General features: G+C 69.8%; 19 protein-coding genes. 6 read left to right on the top strand and 13 right to left on the bottom strand.

The features are described 5' to 3' along the window. Positions 1-153 precede the first annotated feature (153 nt). Positions 154-570: a hypothetical protein gene (locus ABEA93_RS02205; RefSeq protein ID WP_345673488.1), complete on the top strand. Its 417-nt coding sequence runs from the start codon at positions 154-156 to the stop codon at positions 568-570. A gap of 156 nt (positions 571-726) precedes the next feature. Here the strand turns inward: ABEA93_RS02205 and ABEA93_RS02210 are convergent, their stop codons facing one another. The 11 genes from ABEA93_RS02210 to ABEA93_RS02260 form a co-directional block, all read right to left on the bottom strand. Then, positions 727-1,314, bottom strand: a complete 588-nt coding sequence (locus ABEA93_RS02210) for a hypothetical protein (protein ID WP_345673489.1) — start codon at positions 1,312-1,314, stop codon at positions 727-729. A 504-nt stretch (positions 1,315-1,818) separates the two neighbouring features. Continuing rightward, positions 1,819-2,232 carry a hypothetical protein gene (locus tag ABEA93_RS02215; RefSeq protein ID WP_345673490.1) on the bottom strand — a complete coding sequence of 138 codons (414 nt, stop codon included), beginning with the start codon at positions 2,230-2,232 and terminating at the stop codon, positions 1,819-1,821. Between the two features lie 610 nt (positions 2,233-2,842). Next, complete coding sequence (locus ABEA93_RS02220) at positions 2,843-3,193, bottom strand: hypothetical protein (protein ID WP_345673491.1); 351 nt, start codon at positions 3,191-3,193, stop codon at positions 2,843-2,845. A 150-nt stretch (positions 3,194-3,343) separates the two neighbouring features. Then, entirely contained in the window at positions 3,344-4,645 is a 1,302-nt protein-coding gene (locus ABEA93_RS02225; RefSeq protein ID WP_345673492.1) for a serine/threonine protein kinase, read from the bottom strand. A 459-nt stretch (positions 4,646-5,104) separates the two neighbouring features. Further along, positions 5,105-6,937 (bottom strand): relaxase/mobilization nuclease domain-containing protein, encoded by a 1,833-nt coding sequence (locus tag ABEA93_RS02230; RefSeq protein WP_345673493.1) that lies wholly within the window; start codon positions 6,935-6,937, stop codon positions 5,105-5,107. 3 nt (positions 6,938-6,940) lie between these two features. Then, entirely contained in the window at positions 6,941-7,768 is an 828-nt protein-coding gene (gene mobC, locus ABEA93_RS02235; RefSeq protein WP_345673494.1) for a plasmid mobilization relaxosome protein MobC, read from the bottom strand. Further along, positions 7,765-8,007 carry a hypothetical protein gene (locus tag ABEA93_RS02240; protein WP_345673495.1) on the bottom strand — a complete coding sequence of 81 codons (243 nt, stop codon included), beginning with the start codon at positions 8,005-8,007 and terminating at the stop codon, positions 7,765-7,767. The genes mobC and ABEA93_RS02240 overlap by 4 nt, the downstream gene beginning before the upstream one ends. Before the next feature lie 69 nt (positions 8,008-8,076). Then, positions 8,077-9,258: a DUF2637 domain-containing protein gene (locus tag ABEA93_RS02245; RefSeq protein WP_345673496.1), complete on the bottom strand. Its 1,182-nt coding sequence runs from the start codon at positions 9,256-9,258 to the stop codon at positions 8,077-8,079. Continuing rightward, on the bottom strand, positions 9,255-9,887 hold the full coding sequence (locus ABEA93_RS02250; RefSeq protein ID WP_345673497.1) for a WhiB family transcriptional regulator: 633 nt from the start codon (positions 9,885-9,887) through the stop codon (positions 9,255-9,257). The genes ABEA93_RS02245 and ABEA93_RS02250 overlap by 4 nt, the downstream gene beginning before the upstream one ends. A gap of 118 nt (positions 9,888-10,005) precedes the next feature. Then, complete coding sequence (locus tag ABEA93_RS02255; RefSeq protein ID WP_345673498.1) at positions 10,006-11,493, bottom strand: hypothetical protein; 1,488 nt, start codon at positions 11,491-11,493, stop codon at positions 10,006-10,008. Then, entirely contained in the window at positions 11,490-11,801 is a 312-nt protein-coding gene (locus tag ABEA93_RS02260) for a hypothetical protein (RefSeq protein WP_345673499.1), read from the bottom strand. Before ABEA93_RS02260 ends, ABEA93_RS02255 begins: the two co-directional genes overlap by 4 nt. Positions 11,802-12,115: 314 nt before the next feature. Here ABEA93_RS02260 and ABEA93_RS02265 point away from each other — a divergent pair, with 314 nt between their 5' ends. The 5 genes from ABEA93_RS02265 to ABEA93_RS02285 all read left to right on the top strand — a co-directional run bounded on the left by ABEA93_RS02265 (position 12,116) and on the right by ABEA93_RS02285 (position 16,656). Then, positions 12,116-12,571, top strand: coding sequence for a helix-turn-helix domain-containing protein (locus ABEA93_RS02265; RefSeq protein WP_345673500.1), 456 nt, complete (start codon positions 12,116-12,118; stop codon positions 12,569-12,571). 185 nt (positions 12,572-12,756) lie between these two features. After that, positions 12,757-13,281, top strand: a complete 525-nt coding sequence (locus tag ABEA93_RS02270) for a M48 family metalloprotease (RefSeq protein ID WP_345673501.1) — start codon at positions 12,757-12,759, stop codon at positions 13,279-13,281. Then, positions 13,278-14,477: an MAB_1171c family putative transporter gene (locus tag ABEA93_RS02275; protein ID WP_345673502.1), complete on the top strand. Its 1,200-nt coding sequence runs from the start codon at positions 13,278-13,280 to the stop codon at positions 14,475-14,477. Before ABEA93_RS02270 ends, ABEA93_RS02275 begins: the two co-directional genes overlap by 4 nt. Then, positions 14,474-15,085, top strand: coding sequence for a hypothetical protein (locus ABEA93_RS02280; protein ID WP_345673503.1), 612 nt, complete (start codon positions 14,474-14,476; stop codon positions 15,083-15,085). Before ABEA93_RS02275 ends, ABEA93_RS02280 begins: the two co-directional genes overlap by 4 nt. A gap of 671 nt (positions 15,086-15,756) precedes the next feature. Next, positions 15,757-16,656 (top strand): aminoglycoside phosphotransferase family protein, encoded by a 900-nt coding sequence (locus ABEA93_RS02285; protein ID WP_345673504.1) that lies wholly within the window; start codon positions 15,757-15,759, stop codon positions 16,654-16,656. Here ABEA93_RS02285 and ABEA93_RS02290 read toward each other — a convergent pair. Continuing rightward, complete coding sequence (locus ABEA93_RS02290) at positions 16,644-17,405, bottom strand: protein kinase family protein (RefSeq protein WP_345673505.1); 762 nt, start codon at positions 17,403-17,405, stop codon at positions 16,644-16,646. The genes ABEA93_RS02285 and ABEA93_RS02290 overlap by 13 nt on opposite strands. Before the next feature lie 213 nt (positions 17,406-17,618). Next, a complete protein-coding gene (locus ABEA93_RS02295; protein WP_345673506.1) occupies positions 17,619-19,046 on the bottom strand; it encodes a hypothetical protein in 1,428 nt (475 codons plus the stop codon). Positions 19,047-19,226: the final 180 nt, after the last annotated feature.

Consider the following 19,226-nt stretch of genomic DNA (forward strand, 5'->3'; position numbering starts at 1 on the left):
CGATCGTCCACACCTTCCAAGCCGCCCCCCCGGGCGGCATCCCGCGAACTGCCCTGGCAGCTCGAATGCACCGAGCGGACACCCCACGAACTCGTCGAAGCCCTCGCCCACGCCATCGGCAAGCACGAACGCGGATTCCACGACTTCGACGCCGTGACGGCGCCACTGCGCGCGGCCGGTTGGCGCGAGGACGGACCCGGCCAGTCCGGCCACGCCTCCAAGTTCATCGCCCGCCGGATCGCCTCGCCGGACGGATACGCCGCCTTCACCGAGATGGACATGGCCGAGGTCCGCCACCTGGCCGGGCCGATGACGTACCGGTGGCGCCTCGAAGCAAGCAGCGCCTGGAGCAACGCCTGGTGCATCGACGCCACCCGCGACGTACCCACCTCGGTGCTGCTCGCTGCGAACCTCGCCGTCACCGACCCTTCCCCCGTACGACGGCCCGCCTGGGCACAGTCATTTCCCGGCATCACCGTGACCCGGCCGGCCGCACCACCTCCGACCTCCGGGCCTTCGACCGTCATACCGCCGACGTGCGCAGAACTGCCGAAGCCGCGCGGCCGCTGATCCCTGCCACATCCCTCTACCGACTTGGTCATGCGAAGGGGCGCTCGCACCGAAACCACGGTGCGAGCGCCTTCTGTATCGCCGGGAACGGGGAGGCGGAGGACGGACAGTGATGCCTTGGTGGCGAGGCGCCGGAGATCTGCGCCGCGTCGGTTGTCAGGCCCGGGTGGCCTTGAGGACGAAGTCCTCGTCACGGGGGTCGGTGGCGCGTCTGCGGGCGGTCAGGGTCGTGCCGTCCCAGGTGACCTCCACCGGGAACGTGTCCTTGTCCCTGTAGACCCAGGTGAGTGTGGCCTTGGCAGAGTCGGCGACCTGCCCGGGGATGCCCGTGGCGCGGACGTCCGTGTCCGATTGACCGCCTTTGGTGACGGTGAGCGACCCCCCGTCGAGCGAGTAGGTACCGGACTCCTCGTGAATCTCCCCTTTGGTGTACCCCTCCTCGGGGTCCGGTGGGGTCGTCATCCTCCAGCGGCCGTCGCCCACCGTGAGCGTGGTGTAGTCGTAGTTCGGCTTCGGTGTGATGGCCAGCGTCCAGGTGCCGCGGACGAACGCGTCGACGGCGTGTCCGGCCAGCGTCGTCGGCGGCGCGCCCTTCGGCCCGGCCGAGCCGTCGGCCGCCTTGTCGGACTTACCCCCACCCGAGCCGCACGCGGCCGCGGCCATGCCGAGCAGCCCGACCATGCCGTACCGCACCACGGTCCGGCGGCCGACCGCCTGTTCCAGCTTCTTCCAGTCGTCGAACAAGAGCGTGTCCTTCCCCACCCCACGACGCCGCGGGACCAGCGGCGTGCCACAGCATCGCAGCCGTCCCCCGCGCGGCGGGCCGAAACAGTCGAGTCCACCACCGCAGGCCACGCCCTGCGCAGGCAGGTCGAAGAACTCTGGGTCCGCCTGGAGGGCTCCGCCGCAGGGACTTCACCGACGCCGAACCCGACCAACCTCGCCGCCCCCGCCGGCTGCCCCACGACACAACCCCACGCCCACGCCCGACCAGACGCACGCGTGACGAGGCGGGCCGACGCCTGCGCCGGACCAGGTCACGTGATCCGGGCGACCCTCGAGGAACGGCGACGGGCCCGCGGCCGCGGAAGACACGGCCGTCAGGCGCGCGGCCGCTCGGTCAAAGAACGGACGGTGTTGGGGCCGGTCGGCGGTCCCGGCCGCCGCACTGCGCGGCCGGCCTTCGCGCGCAGTGCGGCCAGGCATCGCCCGTGAAGCACGAGTGCTCTACGGGCGCCTTGGTTCGCCCTAGTTGAAGTAGCTGCCGGCGAGGAGTCCGTCGTAGCCCATGCTGACGATGGCGCTGTCGAGGGTGTCCCAGTAGCGGTCGGGCGGTTCGGGTTCGTCGTCGGGGGCGGCCAGGGGGGTGGACGGGGTCCATTCGTGGGCGCAGCGGCAGCGGATCCAGGTGTCGCTGGCGTAGGTGATGAGGAGCCAGTCGCGCAGGGCGTGACAGCCGGGGCAGACGACCGGGGTGCCGTCGGTGGTGGTGAGCGGGCCGGGGTGCTCGGTGAGCTGGGCGCCGGCCGCGGGGTTGAAGTCTTCGGGCACGTCCTGCGGATGAGGGTGTGCGTCGGCGCGAGGGATGGGCGACGGGTCCGGACCGCGGCCTTCCGACGGCTCCTGGGCGGGGCCGGAGGGGTCGAACGGGTCATCGTGCATGGGCGGGTCCTCGCTGTCGACGATGGGGGGACGGACACCATGCCGCGCCGCGGTGCACACAGTCCAGGCGGAATCCGGCAGTCCCCGAGTCCTTTGCGAACACACAAGGACGCATGCCAGATCAGGCCGCGGACGCGCTCGGCCGCGGATGGAACTTCGGTTTCGGCGCTGCAAAACCGGGGCCTCGTTGGGTGCCCGGGAAGGACGGCGCGTAGAACTTCGTGCACACCGGTGGATCTCGTACCTGGGTGCCGGTCACGCTGGAGCAGCAAGAACGGGAGCAGGTGCTCTGCGTCGTGCATCGGGCTTGCAGGCTCGGTTTCCCCCACGGCCCGGGCTGGACAGGGCAGCCGGTGCTGGCGGCGCCGGCTGCCTACGACTTCGCCAGCTGGAGGACTTCAGGTATGACCGACTCCAAGCGCCCCGTGCCGCAGCGTGAGGTGCCCCCGAATCCCGCAATCAGGCGCGATGCTCGGACGGGCCCGAGCACCAGGCAGCAGCCGACCTGGTTCTCCTATTTGATGTGCGGTGGTTACGGCTGGGTTAAGCGGCACGGGAGTTGACCGGACCCGCGAGCGGGGAATTCCGACTCAAACGGCTCCGTGCCGTTTCAGGACGGCATGCCGAGTCGGCCATGTGCGGGAAGGACGCCGAAAGGGCGGTCAGTCTGGATGCCCAGGTGGATGATGTGCTCGCTGCGGAGCTCATTCGACGTGCAGCCGAGGACCAAGCCGCACGCGAAACGTCTATGGAGACCGGCGACGCCGACGCGATGACGCGGGTGGACGCGGAGAACTCGGAAGGGGCGCATTGTGCGTGGTTGCTGGCTCAGCACGCTGACCGTGCACCGCAGTTCCAGAAGCAGGTTCTCACCCTCCTTGAAGCCGCCGTTGCAGCCGGCGACGCCGCGCAGCGCGAACTCGCCTATCTGACCAATCGCGTGTTGGTCGCGGATGTGCATGTTGACCGAACGAAGTCGCCGACGGTGCGCCTGAAAACGTGCCTTCCGGGGAGGTGGTGGGGTAAGTCGCGCGGGGTTCACGCCGCTTCGCCGAGGAGGCATCGGCCCCGGGACACGTTCGACGCGCTCGGTCGTGCCCCACCGGCGCGCTCAGTGGGGCCGGAGGTGTTCGGGTAGGTTTTCCGATCCGACCAGGACCAGACGGAAGCGCTGGTTCAGACCGCCGTGGCTGGTGTACTGGTTGATCGGCGTGTGGTCGTCGGGATTGGCGCCCTGTACATCCAGGCACTTGCCGGCGAACGTCCTGATCTCGAACAGCCCTCGGCCGACCGGGTGAAGGGTGAACCGCTGGTTCGGCCCGCCGTGCCTGGTGTATTGAACGATCCGCGTGCGGTCCTTGGTGCTGGCGCCATGTACATCCAGGCACTTGCCGACGAACGTCCTGATCTCATAAAGGCCTTGACCGAGCGGGTGGAGAGTGAACTGCTGGTTCGCCCGCCCGTGGCACCCGTACTGGACAATCCGCGTGTGGTCCTCGGTGCTGGCGCCCCACACGTCCAGGCACTTGCCGGCGAACGTCCAGATGTAGAACGGGCCCAAAGGAGCCGCGTCGAGCCGTCGTAGCGCACGAGCCAGCTCGGTGGCGTTCAGGTACCGCTGATCGGGGTCTTTGTTCAGCAGGGTCAACACGAGGTCGTCCCACGCGGGCGGGATGCCTGCGGACACCGAGTTGGGCGCGGGCGGTTCCTGGGTGAGGTGCGCGGACAGGTGGCCCATCGTGTCGGGGGCTTGGAAGGGCGGCTGACCGGTGATCAGCTCGAAGAGGAGGCAGCCGAGGGAGTACAGGTCGCTGCGTGGCTCCGGAAAGCCGCGTGCCTGCTCGGGGGCCATGTAGGCGGGGGTGCCCACGATGAAACCGGTCTGGGTGAGCTGGTCCGCGGTCGCTGTGGGGTGGTGGTCGGCGGCTCGCGCGACGCCGAAGTCGAGGACCTTTACGGTGCCGGACGGCGTGACGACGATGTTGGACGGCTTGACGTCCCGGTGCATGATCCCAGCGCCGTGTGCCTCGGCGAGGGCTTCGGAGATCTGTGCGCCCCACCGGGCCGCGTCCGGCAAGGCGACGGCGCCCCGGCTCAGCACGTCGTTCAGGGGCTCGCCGTGGACCAGCTCCATCACCAGGAAGGGGACCTGATCGTCTCCGGCACCGGTCTCGCCGAGGTCGTGGACCGTCACGATGCCGGGGTGCTGGAGCCGGGCGGTCAGCCGTGCCTCACGCAGGAACCTGGCGCGCGCCTGAACGCCGCGGTGTCCGCCGCCGGCGAGCTTGGAGACCAGTTTCACCGCGACGGAGCGACCCAGCGTCTCGTCCTGCGCCTCCCAGACCTCCCCCATCCCACCCTCGCCGAGCTGCCGCACCAACCGGTAGCGGCCTGCCAGGAGTTGGTCCTGCACAGCCAAACCTCCCCCGTCTCGGACATTCCCTGCGTCTCCCGCGACACGGCACAACGCGCCCGCGCACCACCCTGCGTGACGACTGTAGCGCCGAACGCCCCTGAGAATGACCTTGGTTGCCGCACCGCGCGGTCGAATGTGCTTCCACCACACGCAGGCCCCAACCCGTCAACGCGAAAAGCCGAGCATTAGGCCCCTGCTGCCCGGTGCTGATTCGGAGAAGGCGACCCCAGCTGAATGGGACGCAGTAGCTCGACGATGCCGACGGCGGGCTGCGCCCCCGGCCAGCAGCCGACCCTGACCGTCTCGACGAACGGCGCGCGGCCATGGGGATGGAGTCAGCGGCGGACTACGACCGGCGCATGCACGAGGTGTACCGCGGCCGTTGAGACCTCCGAGTACGTCGCCTTTTGACGGCCCGCTCTGTCGATGGGGTCGCTCGTTGTGGGCGGTTGGCCGTCACGGGCGGTGCCGGATGTCCGTATCGGTCGCTGCTTGCGCGGCGGGGCGACCGATCGCTGCCGCTCGGGAGTGACCCTGCGCCGGCTTGGTGGTTGTGTTCAGGGCACTCGGGGTGGGGAGTTCGGCGAGGCGCCGGATGCGCCAGGCGGTGACGTGGGCGGGGTCGGTGGCGGTGTGGAGTTCGCGGCTGCTTACCGCTTGGCGGAGGAGAGCGTCCGGGTCGTGGCCGGCGTGTGCGGCCTGGTCGAGCGTGGCGGTCAGTAGATCCATGCCGGTGGGGCTGATTTTGTGGTGCAGGGCGTCGGGCAGGGCGCGGAGCGCGGCCGCGGTGTGCCGGTGTCGGGCGTCGGCGGGGAGGTTGCGCGCGGCGGCGGCGAGGTGAGCGACCGGGGCGGACTGGCGGTAGGCGTTCCAAAGGTGGTCGGCAGCCTGGCGGGCTGCGGCGGCTTGCTGGCGGTGGCCTTGGGCGGCGTGCCAGCGACCGGCGGCGATGACGGCGACGACAAGGGTGGCGAGGACGGTGCCGAGGGCACCGCCGTCCTCGGGTCTGGCCGGCCCCGCGCTGAGGATGTCGCGGGCGGCGCGGCGTAGGGCGCGTTGGTCGGCGTTGGCGGCGCGGATCTGGGAGCGGGCGGCGCGTTCGTAGGTCCTGGCGGCTTCCTTGAGTTGCTGGCGCAGGAGTGGTTCGTGGTGGCCTTCGGCGAGGGCTTCGAGGACCTCGTGGATGCCGGCCGTCGCGGCGGCTGCCCGTTGCCGGCGTGCTGAGTCGGAGGCAGCGGATCGGGTCCTGTCCGGGCCGGGTAGGAAGTCCGGTTCGGGTTCCGGGGTGTCGAGAAGGTCGTGGGCCTGGTCGAGGGAGTCGGCGGCCGCGTGGCGGGCGCGTCCGGCGCGGGACGACCGTGTAGTCGGCCTGCGGCCGCCGGGGCGCCGTGTGGTGCCGTGTGCCGTGTCCTCGGTGCCGACCGCTGAGCTGTCGAGGACGGTGGGGTCGGCGTCGGCAAAGCGGCGGCGCAGCTTCGGGAGTGAGAGGTCGCCGGCGAGCGTGGACCCGGCGAACCAGACCTGGCCGCCGGCCTTGTTGCGGTCCCCGAGCTTGCCGACCGCGTATCCGATGATGTCGCCGGAAGGGGCGGTGCGCTGCTTGACGAGCAGGCCCGCACGATGCAGGCGGGCGAAGAACTCGCGTTCGGTTGCAGCCCCGGTGGCAGCCAGGCGTACAGCGGCGTGGAGTTCCTCGCGCGGGGTGAGTGCGGTGCCGGTGCGTTCGGCTTTGAACTGCTCGGCGCTGCTGGGGCGTCTTGCGGCGGTGCCGTCGCCAGGGTTGAGCTGCCGTAGTCCGAACTCCTTCTCGATCTTCCGGCATTCGGCTTGGGCCTTGCGGCGGTCGTTGTCGATGGTGCCGACGGTCAGGTTCGCACGGACGCGGGTGACGACGATGTGGATGTGGTCCTCGGCGTGGCGGACGGCGATCCACCGACAGCGGTTCGGTTCGTCCTCGTTGGCGAGACCAACCGCGTGGACGATGCGTTGTGCGACCGTGGCCCATTCGTCGTCCGTGAGAGTGCGGTCGCCCGGGGCGGTGCGGACCGGGCAGTGCCACACGTGACCCTTGGGTAGTCGGCGTCCGCTTTGTTGGCGTTGCGCGACGTGGAGGTCGAGGGCGTCCGCGACCTGGTCGAGGGTGACGCCGGGGTGGCGTCCGGGGTCGGGGGTGAAGCCGTCCCAGGACGCCACGATGTGCGGGTCGGTGTGTTCGTCGCGGTGTCCGGGACCGTAGAGGTATTCCAGGAGTCCGCGGACGCGGTCGCCTTTGCTGATGTCCGGGACCACGGTTCACCGCCGTGCGATCCGCAGAGCTGCGGAGTCCACGGATGCGATTGCGGACGCCAGTTGGTTGCGGAGCGCGTCGAGTCCGCGGAGCGTGGCGTCCGCGTCCGGGAGGAGTCCGGGATCCAGGAGTCCGGAGTTGAGGACGCGGGCGACCTGGTTGAGGTTCGTTCCGACCCGCGTGAGTGCGGTCCGCGAGGCCGCGAGTTCCGCGACGGCCTCGTCGTTCGCGGACTCCGCCATCACGGTCACCAGGGCGACGCCGAGTCCGGGATGCGTGTCGTGGATCCGGGCGGCGGCGACCAGCAGCCGCGCCGAGAATCCGGCCGGGGTCAGACCGGCGTGCACGGCGGCGTCGCGGACGGCGGCGAACTGGTCGGGCAGCAGGTAGGCGCACACACGGTGGCGGCTGTGCTCGGGCTGGTACTGGCGCCGCCGCCGCGGCGCTGCGGGCGTGGTGGGCGGCTGGGTGGTGTGCGCGTGGGCGGCGGCGACGAGGAGGCGGTGCGCGAAGTCTGCGGGACGCAGCTGCTGACGCGCGGCAGCGGCAGCAACAGCGGCATGCTCGGCGGCGGTCAGACGTGCGCATACACGGCGCTTGGCGCTGCTGGAGTCGCGCGCGTCGGCGGCAGCATCTCCCCCTCCCGGCGCCTCCGCCGGCCCCTGCTGCGGCCCCCCGGCCGAAGCGGGGCACCCGTCTCCCGCGCACCCCCGGGCGTGGGCAAGCGTCGTTGGGATCCCGACGGGATCCCAACGAGATAGCTTGCTCCGCTGCGGGCCGTAGCTGCTCGGCTGCCTTTCGTCACGCGACGGGTACGTTTCGGCGGCGGTCACGCGACGGTCCGGGTGGCGACGGTGCGGTCGACGGCGTGCTGGAACTCGGCGACGAACGCGAGCGCATCGGCGCCGGTCGGCAGCGGCTCGGGCTCGCTCGGGTAGTCGCGTCGGATCATCCAGCCGTCGTCGTCGGTCTTCCACGCGGCCTGGATGAGGCCGTTCACGACAAGGGTGATCAGCCAGGCTTCCACCACGGCGGCGGTCGTTTCGGCGCTGTCGATGAGGGGCTGGTTCATGGGTCGCTCCAGTTCAAGGGGCCGGGCGGGCGGCATGGGTGCCGCCCGCTCGGCGGCGTGGGTGACGGGCTAGTTCGGGGCGGTGTCGTCGCGCAGCGCGGCCATGAGGCCGTTGATGCGGTCGTTGGAGATCCGGTGGCCATGGGTGCGGATGACCGTCGCGATCTGCTTGCGGCTCAGACGGCCGTCGGGGAGCCGCGGTGCGGTCCGCGCGAGCGCGATCAGCGTGTCCTCGGAGACCGGTTCGCCGCGCGGAGTTCGCTCGGGACGGGGTCCGGAGTCCCGGCGTCCGGAGACCCGGCGCGTGCGATCGGTCCGCGCGGACTCCGCCGTCCGCCGATCGGCACGCGAGGATTCTGCCGTCCGCTGCCGCGTTCCGGACTCCGCCGCGCGGTGCGGACCGCGGGGGCCGCGTCCGCTCCCCGGACGCGACGACGCCGCCGCTTGCATGCGCGGACTCCGCGACCGCGCCCGGACGCGCACCGAGTCCGCTGCAGCGTCCGGACTCGGGCCGGAGTTCGAGTCCGCTCCGAAGCGCATCGCCGGGGACTCGACCGGCGAGTCCGCGGCCGGGGTGGGCGCGTCCGGATCGGATTCGCGGCTGCTGCCGGCGAGGACGCTGTTGCTGCGTGGGGGAAGGTCATCGCCGCCGACCGCGGGGTGCGGTTGCGGTTGGGCGGTGTCGTGCGGGAGCGCCCGGGCGATGTGGCGGTTCGTGTCGGGGCCAGGGGGCTCGGGCGCGGGCACCGGGGTGAGGTACGGGCCCGTCTCCGTGGGCTGCGGCGCGTGGTGCTCGGTAGGGGTTCCGCCGTCGCGGGCGAGGACGATGTACAGATGGACGGCGCCGGCGATGGCCAGCGGCGCTGCCATGGACAGGACGCCGACCGCGATGTCGCCCAGGTGCAGGCCGTCGGTCGGCGTTTGCTGGTTCAGGCGCACGGCGTGCAGGGAGTTCGCCCACACGCTGGTCGCGGTGGCGATGCCGACGAGGGACCAGGCGTAGACGCGGGCCCGCAGCCGAGCGTCGCGCAGGACCAGCAGTGCGCGGATGCCGTAGGCGATGAACCCGTCGATCAGCAGCGGGAACAGCCACGTGAGCTGGCTGCGGACATGGATCGCGCCGGCCATCTGGCGCAGAGCGTCGAAGGACTGGGCGAAGGCCGCGCCGCCGAGCGCGATGATCGCGACCCGGTCCCAGCGGCTGACACGGGTCGGGGAGCCGGACGCCGGCACACCTACATGCCGCGTCATGCCGCCGCCTGGACGGTCGTTGCACTGGTGCGGCGTGGGAAGTCGAGGACGACTGCACCGTCGGCGGCTGCGGTCGCCTGCTCCTGTTCGATGGCGCGCAGTTCCGATTCGTCGGGTTCGATGTCTGCGTCGTCGAAGCCGGGTGAAGCCGGTGCCGCTCGGCGCGGAGTGTCGTGTCCGGTCCGGAGCTTCTTGGCCTGGTCGCGGGTGAGGCCGAGCCGCCAGGCGAGTTCGTCCATAGGCAAGCCGTGGGCGACGAGGTGCTTGGTGACGGCGGCCTGTTCGCGCGGACTGAGGTGGATGTCCGCACCGCCGAGCGCGGCTTCGACCCGGTCGGCGTCGAACCGTTCCGCGAGGGCTTCGAGGAGGGGCTGGCGTTCGGCCCAGGTCAGGCCGCCGCGGATGCCGGTGCCGTAGCGCATCCCAGGCTCCTCGACGGCGAGCGCGGCCTCCAGGCAGCGGTCGCGGACCGGGCACACGCCGCACATCGCCAAGGCTTCGCGGGTGTTGCGGCTCCCGGTGCGTTCGAAGGCATCAGGGTCCGGGGTGTGGCGGCAGGCGGCGTTGTCGATCCACGTCGAGTTGCCGCGGCGCGGGTAGTCCGCGCGAGGGGCGGTCTGTTCGGGCATGGCAAGGATCCGTTCTGCGGCGAGGTCGGTCAGGTCACCGCCGGGCCAGGGGCAGGGACCGCGTGACCGAGCCGTCGTGGCGCGAGTCGGGGAAGTGGATAGGGGAGCGGTACCGCGGTCAGAAGCCCGCGGCGGGCGGGATGTCCGCGGCGGCACACGGGCCGCACAGGCCGCCCCAGCGGTCCCGGCCGGTCCGGGACCTGCAGGAGGTGCACCGGGCCTTGCCGGCGGGCGGCTGGGCGGATTCCCGGGCCGCTCCCGGATGATCGCCCTCGGGCATCTGCACGGTGGCGGCGTCGGCTTCGTGCCTGCTGCGGCAGGCGATGCACAGGACGCCTTCGCTGCCGGGGACGCCGCAGCCGGGGCAGGCGTATCGGCTGCTCGGACGTGCCGGTTCGGCGGGTGCGGGCGTGGCCCGGGTGTCGCCGCCCTGATGGCGCGGCTGGACGTGGTGGTTGGTGCGGCGGTCCTTGCGGCGTTCGGCGCAGGCCGTGCACGCGGCGGCGGTGTCGACGTCGATGCCGTCCTCGCATCGCGGATGCCCGCACTCCCCGCCTCGGACCAGGGCGACCGCGACACCGATCGGCCGTTCCAGCGCACCGGCGGCGTGCTGGGCGGCGTAGCGGTGGGTGTGCCAGCGCCGGGCGGCCCGGGCGGCGAGTTGCTCGACCGATCGTTCGCCGAGCTGCGCCTCGATCGCCGTGACCAGCGTGCGCGGAGCCGGGTTCCCGCCGGCTGCCTCGACCAGCTGCGTCAGCTCAGGCGGCAGCGCGGCGACCACGGCCGCGACGTCGGCGGTCAGCAGCGGAGTTCGATGCGGGTGGGACTTCCCCGCCGGCGTGCCGTTGCCGGACGCGGCATCGCCGCCTTCAACGCCCAGGTCCTTACCTGGGTGAGATGCCCTTCGGGCGTCAGCGGCGCTACGCGCCGAAGGCGCCTCTGGTGAAGGGATCTTGTAAGGGTTCTCTATAAAGGGCGTCACCGGTGCAGCCACCCTGGCGTCACCCGTGCGGCTACCCCTGGCGTCACCGGTGCAGCTACCCCCCGGTGCGTCAGTGTCCGACTGAGGCTGGTTCGCGGTGTTGTCGGGGGTGGCGTCACCGGTGACGCCACCCCCGATAACGGAGCCCGCGGCCACGGCATCGTCGCGACCGCCGTGGTCGGCCGAGACGGGGCGCTTGGCGCTGCGTCGGCGTTCGGCCTGAGCCTTGGCGACGGCGGCTGCCGATGCACCGGCGGACAGCGGGTCCTCCCAGGTGCCGTTGCCGTGCCACATCACCCCCGCGTCGTGCAGGTGGTAGACGTTCGCGTCGTGGACGGCGGGGTTGTCCGGGTCGATGCGGCGCTCGATCGAGATCAGGCCGGCGACGTCGAGTTCGGCGAGCGTGCGGTCCAGCGTCGACAGCGACACACCGAGCTGCCGCGCCAACTCCTTGCGGTACGGCTTGCCGTCGCCGGTCTCGCGGGACTGCGTCCCCGCATACGACACGAGGATCGCGTACAGGACGCGGGCGTTCGCGCTGTACCGCGGGTCGCACATCCACCGCGACGCGACCATGCCGAACGGCAGGTTTCCCCCGCGACGGACTTCGGGAGCCAGGCTCACCGGTCATCCCGAAAGTCAGTGACCAGGTTGCCATGGTGGAGATCGAAGGTGTGTGGCGTGCGCCAGTCGACGTCGGGATAGAGCCGGGTTACCCAATGGGCCACTGTGATCGCGGTGCTGCGAGGTAGCACGAATGGGACGCCGGACGCTCGGAATGGAGTCACGCAGTAGGCGCCTTTGGCGCAGATGGATATCCGTACCCGGGATACTTTGGGTGCAATTTCCCGAACAAATTCGGCGACCGCTTCCGGGGTGCGTGTGCCGCGAGCGGACGGGACCGCCGAGACCGGCGAGGCCTCTTCAGGCATGGGGGTATCCTCCGAGGTGCGTGACGGGCCGGGTGTCTGGTAGGCCGCCGACCCGTCGCTGTGCTGTTGCTCTGCTCACATGGCAGGCGCATGTTCGGGTGTCTGGAGGTTGCCGCCTCCAGGCGCCCGACCTGCTTCTGATGACGGTGACCAGGGAAACCGCCAGTGCGAGCACTTTAGTACTCGATGGGCCCGAGAAGCTACATCACAGTGCTCGCATCGCCACCAGGGTGCTCTCGCTTGACGCATTCCGCCCTCCTTGCGCACTCTGGTGTGACGTGACGGCAGGGGGCGAAGGGGAAGGGCAGTGGCCCATGGCAGGCAGCGGACGCAGCGGTGACGGCCGCACCCTGTCTGAGAAGTTGGCGCACCTCTTCGGGACTGTGCACCCGGCGTCCCGGGGTCCGTACAGCAACGCTGAAGTGGCCCGGGAGATCCGCGCGGCCGCCGACGATGACGCCGGCCTGTCCGCGAGCGCCATCGCTCAGCTTCGTTCCGGCGCCAAGACCAATCCGACGATGAAGACCATCGAGGCGTTGGCCTCGTTCTTCGGTGTTCCGCCGGCGTACTTCTTCGACGATGCCGTGGCGCGCCAGACGGACGCCGAGATTGCTGAGATCACGGCCATGAGGGATGTGCAAAGTGTCGCCATGCGCGCCAGCGGCCTTTCCGAGGGCAGTTTGAAGATGGTTCTCGCGGTCATCGATCACGCCCGGGCGCTGGAGGGGCTCCCAGAGCTGGATGAGGGCGAGCCGCCGACCGGCTCGTGAAGTTATGGGCGTATGGCCTTGCTTGCCCGATTTGGGGTCGTGACGTTTGTCATTGCACAGTGGCGCGCTTTGGTTTCGCCGCCAACGTGGCCCTAGAGTCCCGTGTACTCCGCAGTCATTGATAAATCGACCGCGGTTGGTAATGCACGACTCCGGGTTTCCCGGACCATTCTCCGGGAGCACGCGTGAACCTGCGCGGACTACGGGCTGGCTGCCTACAGCGGATCCGGGACCTGCGCATTCCCGCGCCGTTCGACATCGACGAGTTCTGCGCGAACGTTTCGTCGATGCGCGGCCGCCCGCTCGTGCTCACGCCGCTGCCGGAAATCGAGCACCGCGATGTGCCGTGCGGGATGTGGCTGGGCACGACCAGCATCGATTACGTGTACTACGCGGCCGAGACATCGAAGCCGCACCGCGATCACATCGTGGTTCACGAACTCGCGCACATGCTGTGCGGCCACAAAAGCTCCATCGATGCGGACTTCGCGCGCCTCCTCCTGCCGGGTACCAACCCGACGTTGATTCGGCGGCTTATGGGACGGAGCGGCTACCCCAACTCCCAAGAGCAAGAAGCCGAGATGATGGCCACGGTGATCATGGAGCGCGCATATCGCGACGCTGGGGCGCCGTCGCAGCACGCACGGTCGGGACTCAAGCGCCTTGACGCGACCCTTGGCCTGACTCCTGAAGACGAGCCGTGGCGATGAGCGCTACCGATGTTCTCCAGGTCGTGGCCACAGTGGCCATCGTGGCCGTCGCGGCCGTCCGAATCCCGAGTGCGGTCCGTCGTGCGGATGACCGCCCGCTGTGTCTGGCTCTCGTGGCGCTCGGCCTGGTGATGGTGCAGTGGTTCGTCGACCGTTTCGGCATCGTGGATGTCGATCGTGTCACCGACGTCCACAGCCTTACCACGTTGCTGCGGCACCTCTTCGGCCTGGCAGCCACCCAAGCGACGTTGGCCTACTTGGCGCTGGTCACCAATGTGGGCCGCACCGTGAAGGCCCGGCGGCTTCGCTATCTGCTGTCGGCCGTCGTCGCTGTCGGCATGACCACCACGTTCGCCCTCGTGCCGCGCCTGTCCGAAGTCGACGACTTCTTCACCGCCTACGCCGGCGAGGCTGCAGCCACGGCGTACTGGGTGATCTTCATGTCCTACCTGGCAATCGCACTCGGCTGGGCGTTGGTGATATCCGTCAGCTATCGCAGGGAGGCCGACAAGAGCCCCTTGCGCACAGGACTGGGCTGGGTGGCAGCCGGAGCCACGGTTGGCGTTGGCTACATCGTTCACAAGAACGTCTATGTCATCGGTCGACAGTTCGGAATCGACCTCATGGCTCCGAATACGTCTACCGCTGTCACTGCGGCGCTCTTCGGAATCAGCCTGGTTCTGATCACCGTCGGAACCACCATTCCTCTCGCGGCGGCATGGCTGGATGCCGCACGCGATCACAACAACGACCGCCGCCTGAAACCGCTTTGGGCGACCCTCGTCGAGGTGCAGCCGACGATCGTTCTGGGGTCAGACGCGGAGACCGGAAACCGCCTGTACCGGCGGTACATCGAAATCCAGGACGGCCTGCTCGAACTCCGGGACTTCTCGGACGTGGCCTCTTTTGCCTCCGCCTCGGCCTACGCGAAGGCGCAAGGCATGACCACGGAAGCAGCGGAGGCGTTTGCCGAGGCAGTTCGAATCCGCGTTGCCGCAGCCCGACATCGTGCAGGCGCGCGGGTCGGCCCAGACGAGAGGTGCGTCCCCACCCTCGTCGACGACTACCAAGCCGAAGTGGCGCGCCTGGCCCGAATCGCCCAGGCCCTGAGGAACTCGCAGGCCACTTCTTATGCCGACTCGTTGATCGTCGGCTACGCAGCAAGACCCCGCACTACCAAGGAGCCGACACCATGACCGGGCTCGCCACCCCTGCGACGACCTCGAACCTGCGCCGACGAGGCGCTCGGCTCGTGACGGAGGTGTTCGCGCCGGCCATTCTCGTCGTGGGCGTTCTCCTCGCGGTCGGATGGCACAGCACACACTCGATCACCGGCGTCGGTTGGGGACTCCTGGCCGCGTTGTTCTGCGGCATCATCCCGATCTCGTTCATCCTCTTCGGCGTTCGGAGGGGCTATTGGACCGACCGCCACGTTCGTGTCCGCCAACAGCGGGCCGTGCCCATTGCCGTGACAGCTGCCTGCGTGATCGTCGGCCTCTGCGCGCTCGCAGCGCTGGACGCGCCTCGGGAAATACTCGCCCTGATCCTGGCCATGCTTGCCGGGCTCGCAGCGACCATGGCGATCACCGCCTTCTGGAAGGTGTCGGTGCACACGGCAGTCGCGGGCGGAACGTCCACGATCCTCATGCTCGCGTACGGCCCCGTCATGCTCGTTACGGTGCCAGCGGTCGCGTTGGTCGGCTGGTCCCGAGTCGTGCTGAAGGACCACACCGTGGCCCAGACCATCGTGGGCGCTCTTGTGGGTGCCGTGGCCGCGGCGGCGGTGTTCTCCTGGGCACGTTGAGACTGCGCGGCAGGAAGGCAGGACCCCACAATCGTCTTGGTGCCGAACGCCGCAACTCCCAGCACCAGTGACCCTTCGCCGCGACGCCGGTTGCCCTGTTCCCGGTCGGCGACGGTCGTGACTCGTGCATAACGATCGGGTTGGGCCTTGCAGTCGACCGCGCGGGGGCTTCGGGACTCTCGCGTAGTCCTGACCGGGGATCGGCCAGAGCCGATCATCTGGCACTGCCTGATAGTCCTGGGCGGGCCCGGGTGAAGTCCCGCCGCCTTCCCAGTCGACCCACTCCCGCCACATGGGGTGGGCGACGACCATCACCCATGCGCCGGAGCGGCCGCGTCGCCAGCGGACCGCGCGCGCGACGACCGTGCCTGTCCCCTCTGGCAATGTAACCCACACCCACGGTCCGCCGGTCGATGGAGGCGGGGGAGCGTCGCCGGGCGGGGGTGGCCGCCGTGGCGGCGCAGGGTCGGCAGGAGGCATGCCGATGTCGCGGCGGCACGTTCGGCGAACGTGCCCCACACGCCTGCATTGTTCTTACGCCCCACACATGAATCGTACTGGTGTTCGATTCATTCTGGTCCGTGTCACCCGGCGCGACAGGCGAGGATGGTGTGCCACACCTCTTGCTTCCTCTGTCCGGAGACGATCATCTGATGGCCTCGCATGCGCCTATGCCGGAGGACCTGTGGCAATGGGTCGCGAACCGCGTCCCTGGCGCAGACGGGGGCGCGGACGTGTCGTGGCCCCGAGGAAACTCCAGGGTCTGGAGGGTGGCGTCCGAAGGCGGCGATTCGGTGTTCGTGAAGATCAGCCCCAGCGTCGCGGCTTTCGAACGCGAAATCGCTGGCTACGCGCACGCCGCTGCCGCGTTGCAGCCGCACCAGGCACCGCGGCTCTTGGCCGTAGACCTGGACCTCTTGGCGATTATGAGTTCGCCGTTGCCCGGCCGCGTCGTGCGGGGCCTCCCCTTGGAAGCGGCGGAGGAACGCGAGGTCCACGAGCAGGCCGGGCATCTTCTGCGCGGCTGGCACGACCACTCCCAGGCCCCCTCCGCCCATGACAAACAGACGATCTACGCCGCAATCATCGCCCAGGCCGACGAGGCCAACGCCTGCCTGGAACGCACGGCCGCATACTTGGACAGCGCCCAGTGCGCACTCGTGCAGTGCGTCGTCGACGAACTGCCGCTCCTCGTCGATGAAGTGCCGATTGTTTTCCGGCACGGCGATCACGCCACCCGCAATTGGCTGTGGAACCCGGCCGGCAGCGTCGGGGTTATCGATTTCGAGACCGCCGCTGTCGGTATTGCCGCGGAGGAGTTTGTCTGGCTGTCAGGCGCGGTGTGGCCCGAACGCCCTGACCTGAAGAACGCACACCTCACCGGGTACGGGCGCCCCCTGTCCGAGGCCGAGGAGAGGCTCCTGCTCCTCCTGGCCGCCCGCCTCGGAGTCTCCTACCTTTCTTCCGGGCTCACCAAGAACCGGCCCGACCTGGTGGCCCGCGGTCGGTACGTGCTGGAACGCATGGCGAGGCAAGCCTGCCATCCAAGGCCGGGGAGTCAGCCCATGTGACGCGTGGCTGCACGCCATCGGGTGCAGAGCTCGTGGACCGTGGAGTATCGGAGGGTGGGATCTGCGGCAGTTGCCTGCTCTACGACACGGAGTTGGTCGCTGGTGCCCCGCCACGCGGACTCTGCGTCCCCGGAGTCCATCAGCAGCCGGATTGCGCGGCCGAGTGCGTAGACCGTGGTGCGTTCGTTGATTTCGGCGCCGGCGGTGGTTTCTTCGGGTGCCATGTATCGGGTGGAACCGGGGAGCCGTTCCGTGCCAAGGGTGAACGGCCCGGGGCGGTACTCATCCAGGTCGCACAGGTGCATCCGGTCACGGGCGAAGTCGTAAAGGAAGCACCCGTCGTAAAGATCAACTCCGACGAACCCGGCGGCGGCGATGACCAGGTGGGCCTGCAGGATGCGTTCGAGTGCCTGGTGGACCAGGGGCAGCGGTAGTCGGCGAAAGTGGGCCATCGGCGCAGTCGGGGCGGTGCGGTCCGGCCTCGTGTGCACGGTGGGGTGGTAGAGCACCTGCCCGTCAACCCACGGATAGACCAAGGCCGGTCGGTTTGCTGCGGTGAAGCTGTGGCGCACGGGAATGACGGCGGTGTGGCGGATCCGGGTGTGGAACTCTCGGGCGCGGTCGAGCGATCTGGCTCCGGCCGGTGTGGTGGCGGACTTGACGAACCAGCGACTGTTGTCGCCGGTGCGCACGCCGTATGAGATACATCCGGAGTCCTGCGCGTCGAATACGCGGAAGATGTGCCCCACGGTGGGGAGGTACGAGTCGAGCGGACCGCTGCTGCGGACGGCGAGTAGGCCGGAACCGGTGGGCATGCCGCCATCGTGCCTGAGAACACCCATCAATTCCTGGGCGTATGTGGACCGACAGGGGGAGCCGTCGAATCGGGACCGCTGCGCCTTCTTTTGCCCGGTCCCGGCCCGGGCGAGCAGGTCGGTGGTCGGTGGGGGCGGGGCCGGCGGTCATACGGCGAGCCGGTGGCGGAGCCAAGCGCGGTCGGCGTGCGCGGCGCGTTCGCGGTAGGCGCGTAGTTCGGGTCCTGTGGGGGCGCGGGCTTCGGCTTCCCAGTAGCCGGTCAGACCGATGGCCAGACCGGTGACCGCGTCGGGCGGTGCCGCGGCGTATGCGGGGACGGAGCTGACGAGTTGTTCGGCGGCGGAGGGGGTGTGGCCGGCGATGATCAGCTGCGCGATGAGGGTTGCGGGGTCCGCCCAGGCGGCACCGCGGACGGCCCAGGCCCAGTCGACGAGCCATGCGCGGCCGGTTTTGTCGATGAGGATGTTGTCGGCGCGGATGTCCAGGTGCGCGAGGGTGTCGCCGTCGCCGGTGTCGATTGCGGCGGTCTCGGCAGCGGTGAACGCGTCGATCTTGTCGAGGTACCAGGGGTGCAGGTCGGCGGGCGGGTTGTCGGCGAGGCGGTGCCATCGGGTGAACAGGTCGGCGAAGTCGTCGACCATGGTGCGGGCGCCGGGCAGCGGGCAGAGTGTCAGCGCCGGGGCCAGGTGGGCGAGCAGGTCGACGACGGCTGGCAGGTCGGGTGATCCGGGGGCGAGGTCGGGGTGGCGGCCGTCGACGGCTGTGTACGCCTGGATGTGCCACGTGGAGGTGTCATCCGCCCACCACAGTCGCGGCACGGACGTATGCGCCGGGAGCGCCGCGTTGACCACCGCCTCGGTCCGGTACATGTCGGCGAGTTCGTGCTCGGCGGGGATGCCTTTGAGGAAGACGGTGCGGTCGTCGGCGAGGCGGGCGGTTGAGGCCAGGCCGGTCGTGTACCCGCCGTCGTGGCTGCGTGTGTGGACCACGGGGGACCCGAGGCGCTGTTCGACGGCGGCTCGGGTGTCGGGGTCCAGGTCGGTCCAGCGGCGGCGGGGTGCAGACACCGGCGGCGATTCCTCTCGTGGTTCAGATGCGGGTTGAGGGCCTGAACTCCGTGCCGGACGCGGGTTCTGCCCTGCGGGGAGGGCGTACAGCAGGTTCGTGTAGGCGACGGCGCCGCCGTGGAACATGACTTTGAAACCGGGGATCGAGCCGGTGAAGGCCTCGGTCCCGATCACCTCTTTGCTGCCGCTGGAGATGACGAGGGCCCGTAGCCACGCGAGGAGTTGCGTGGTGTCGACGCCGCCGTCGTTGCCGAGGTCCGGGACGGGGACGGGGTCGAGTGCGGTGTCGGCCTCGGTGGGGTCCTCGGGGGTGTTGTAGTCGTCCCCGGGGCGCTGCTGGGCGGTGATCTGGGTGTAGGCAGTTCCGCCGGACGTGGTCGTCAGGACGAGCCCGTAGGCGCTGTACATGACGTTGCTGTCGCCGAAGTTGCGGACGTCGGTGACGGCTGGGGGCGCGGCAGCTTCCATGAGCTGGGCCAGGAACGTTTCCAAGCGGGCGGGGCGCACACATCCTCCTGAATTCCGAGGCCGTGTTCGGCATGTTTGGTGCATTTTGCCGGTATCGGTGGTGGCAGATGTGGGTTCCTCGTGAGACGCGCCGACGGCCCGACGGACGAACTCGGTCGTGAGGTGTCGCCGGCTTCAGGACTCGTGGCGCGTGGAGCGACTCACCCGGGCCCGAGGGGT

Origin of the sequence: Yinghuangia aomiensis (genome assembly GCF_039542225.1) — a bacterium.
GTDB classification, from domain to species: domain Bacteria; phylum Actinomycetota; class Actinomycetes; order Streptomycetales; family Streptomycetaceae; genus Yinghuangia; species Yinghuangia aomiensis.

Bases quoted from the DNA above. Each gene is read 5' to 3' on its own strand.
- ABEA93_RS02280 (WP_345673503.1), top strand. From the start codon at position 14,474: ATGACCGGGCTCGCCACCCCTGCGACGACCTCGAACCTGCGCCGACGA.
- ABEA93_RS02220 (WP_345673491.1), bottom strand. From the start codon at position 3,193: ATGCACATCCGCGACCAACACGCGATTGGTCAGATAGGCGAGTTCGCG.
- ABEA93_RS02285 (WP_345673504.1), top strand. From the start codon at position 15,757: ATGCCGGAGGACCTGTGGCAATGGGTCGCGAACCGCGTCCCTGGCGCA.
- ABEA93_RS02250 (WP_345673497.1), bottom strand. From the start codon at position 9,887: ATGCCCGAACAGACCGCCCCTCGCGCGGACTACCCGCGCCGCGGCAAC.
- ABEA93_RS02245 (WP_345673496.1), bottom strand. From the start codon at position 9,258: ATGACGCGGCATGTAGGTGTGCCGGCGTCCGGCTCCCCGACCCGTGTC.
- ABEA93_RS02265 (WP_345673500.1), top strand. From the start codon at position 12,116: ATGGCAGGCAGCGGACGCAGCGGTGACGGCCGCACCCTGTCTGAGAAG.
- ABEA93_RS02260 (WP_345673499.1), bottom strand. From the start codon at position 11,801: ATGCCTGAAGAGGCCTCGCCGGTCTCGGCGGTCCCGTCCGCTCGCGGC.
- ABEA93_RS02215 (WP_345673490.1), bottom strand. From the start codon at position 2,232: ATGCACGATGACCCGTTCGACCCCTCCGGCCCCGCCCAGGAGCCGTCG.
- ABEA93_RS02275 (WP_345673502.1), top strand. From the start codon at position 13,278: ATGAGCGCTACCGATGTTCTCCAGGTCGTGGCCACAGTGGCCATCGTG.
- ABEA93_RS02240 (WP_345673495.1), bottom strand. From the start codon at position 8,007: ATGAACCAGCCCCTCATCGACAGCGCCGAAACGACCGCCGCCGTGGTG.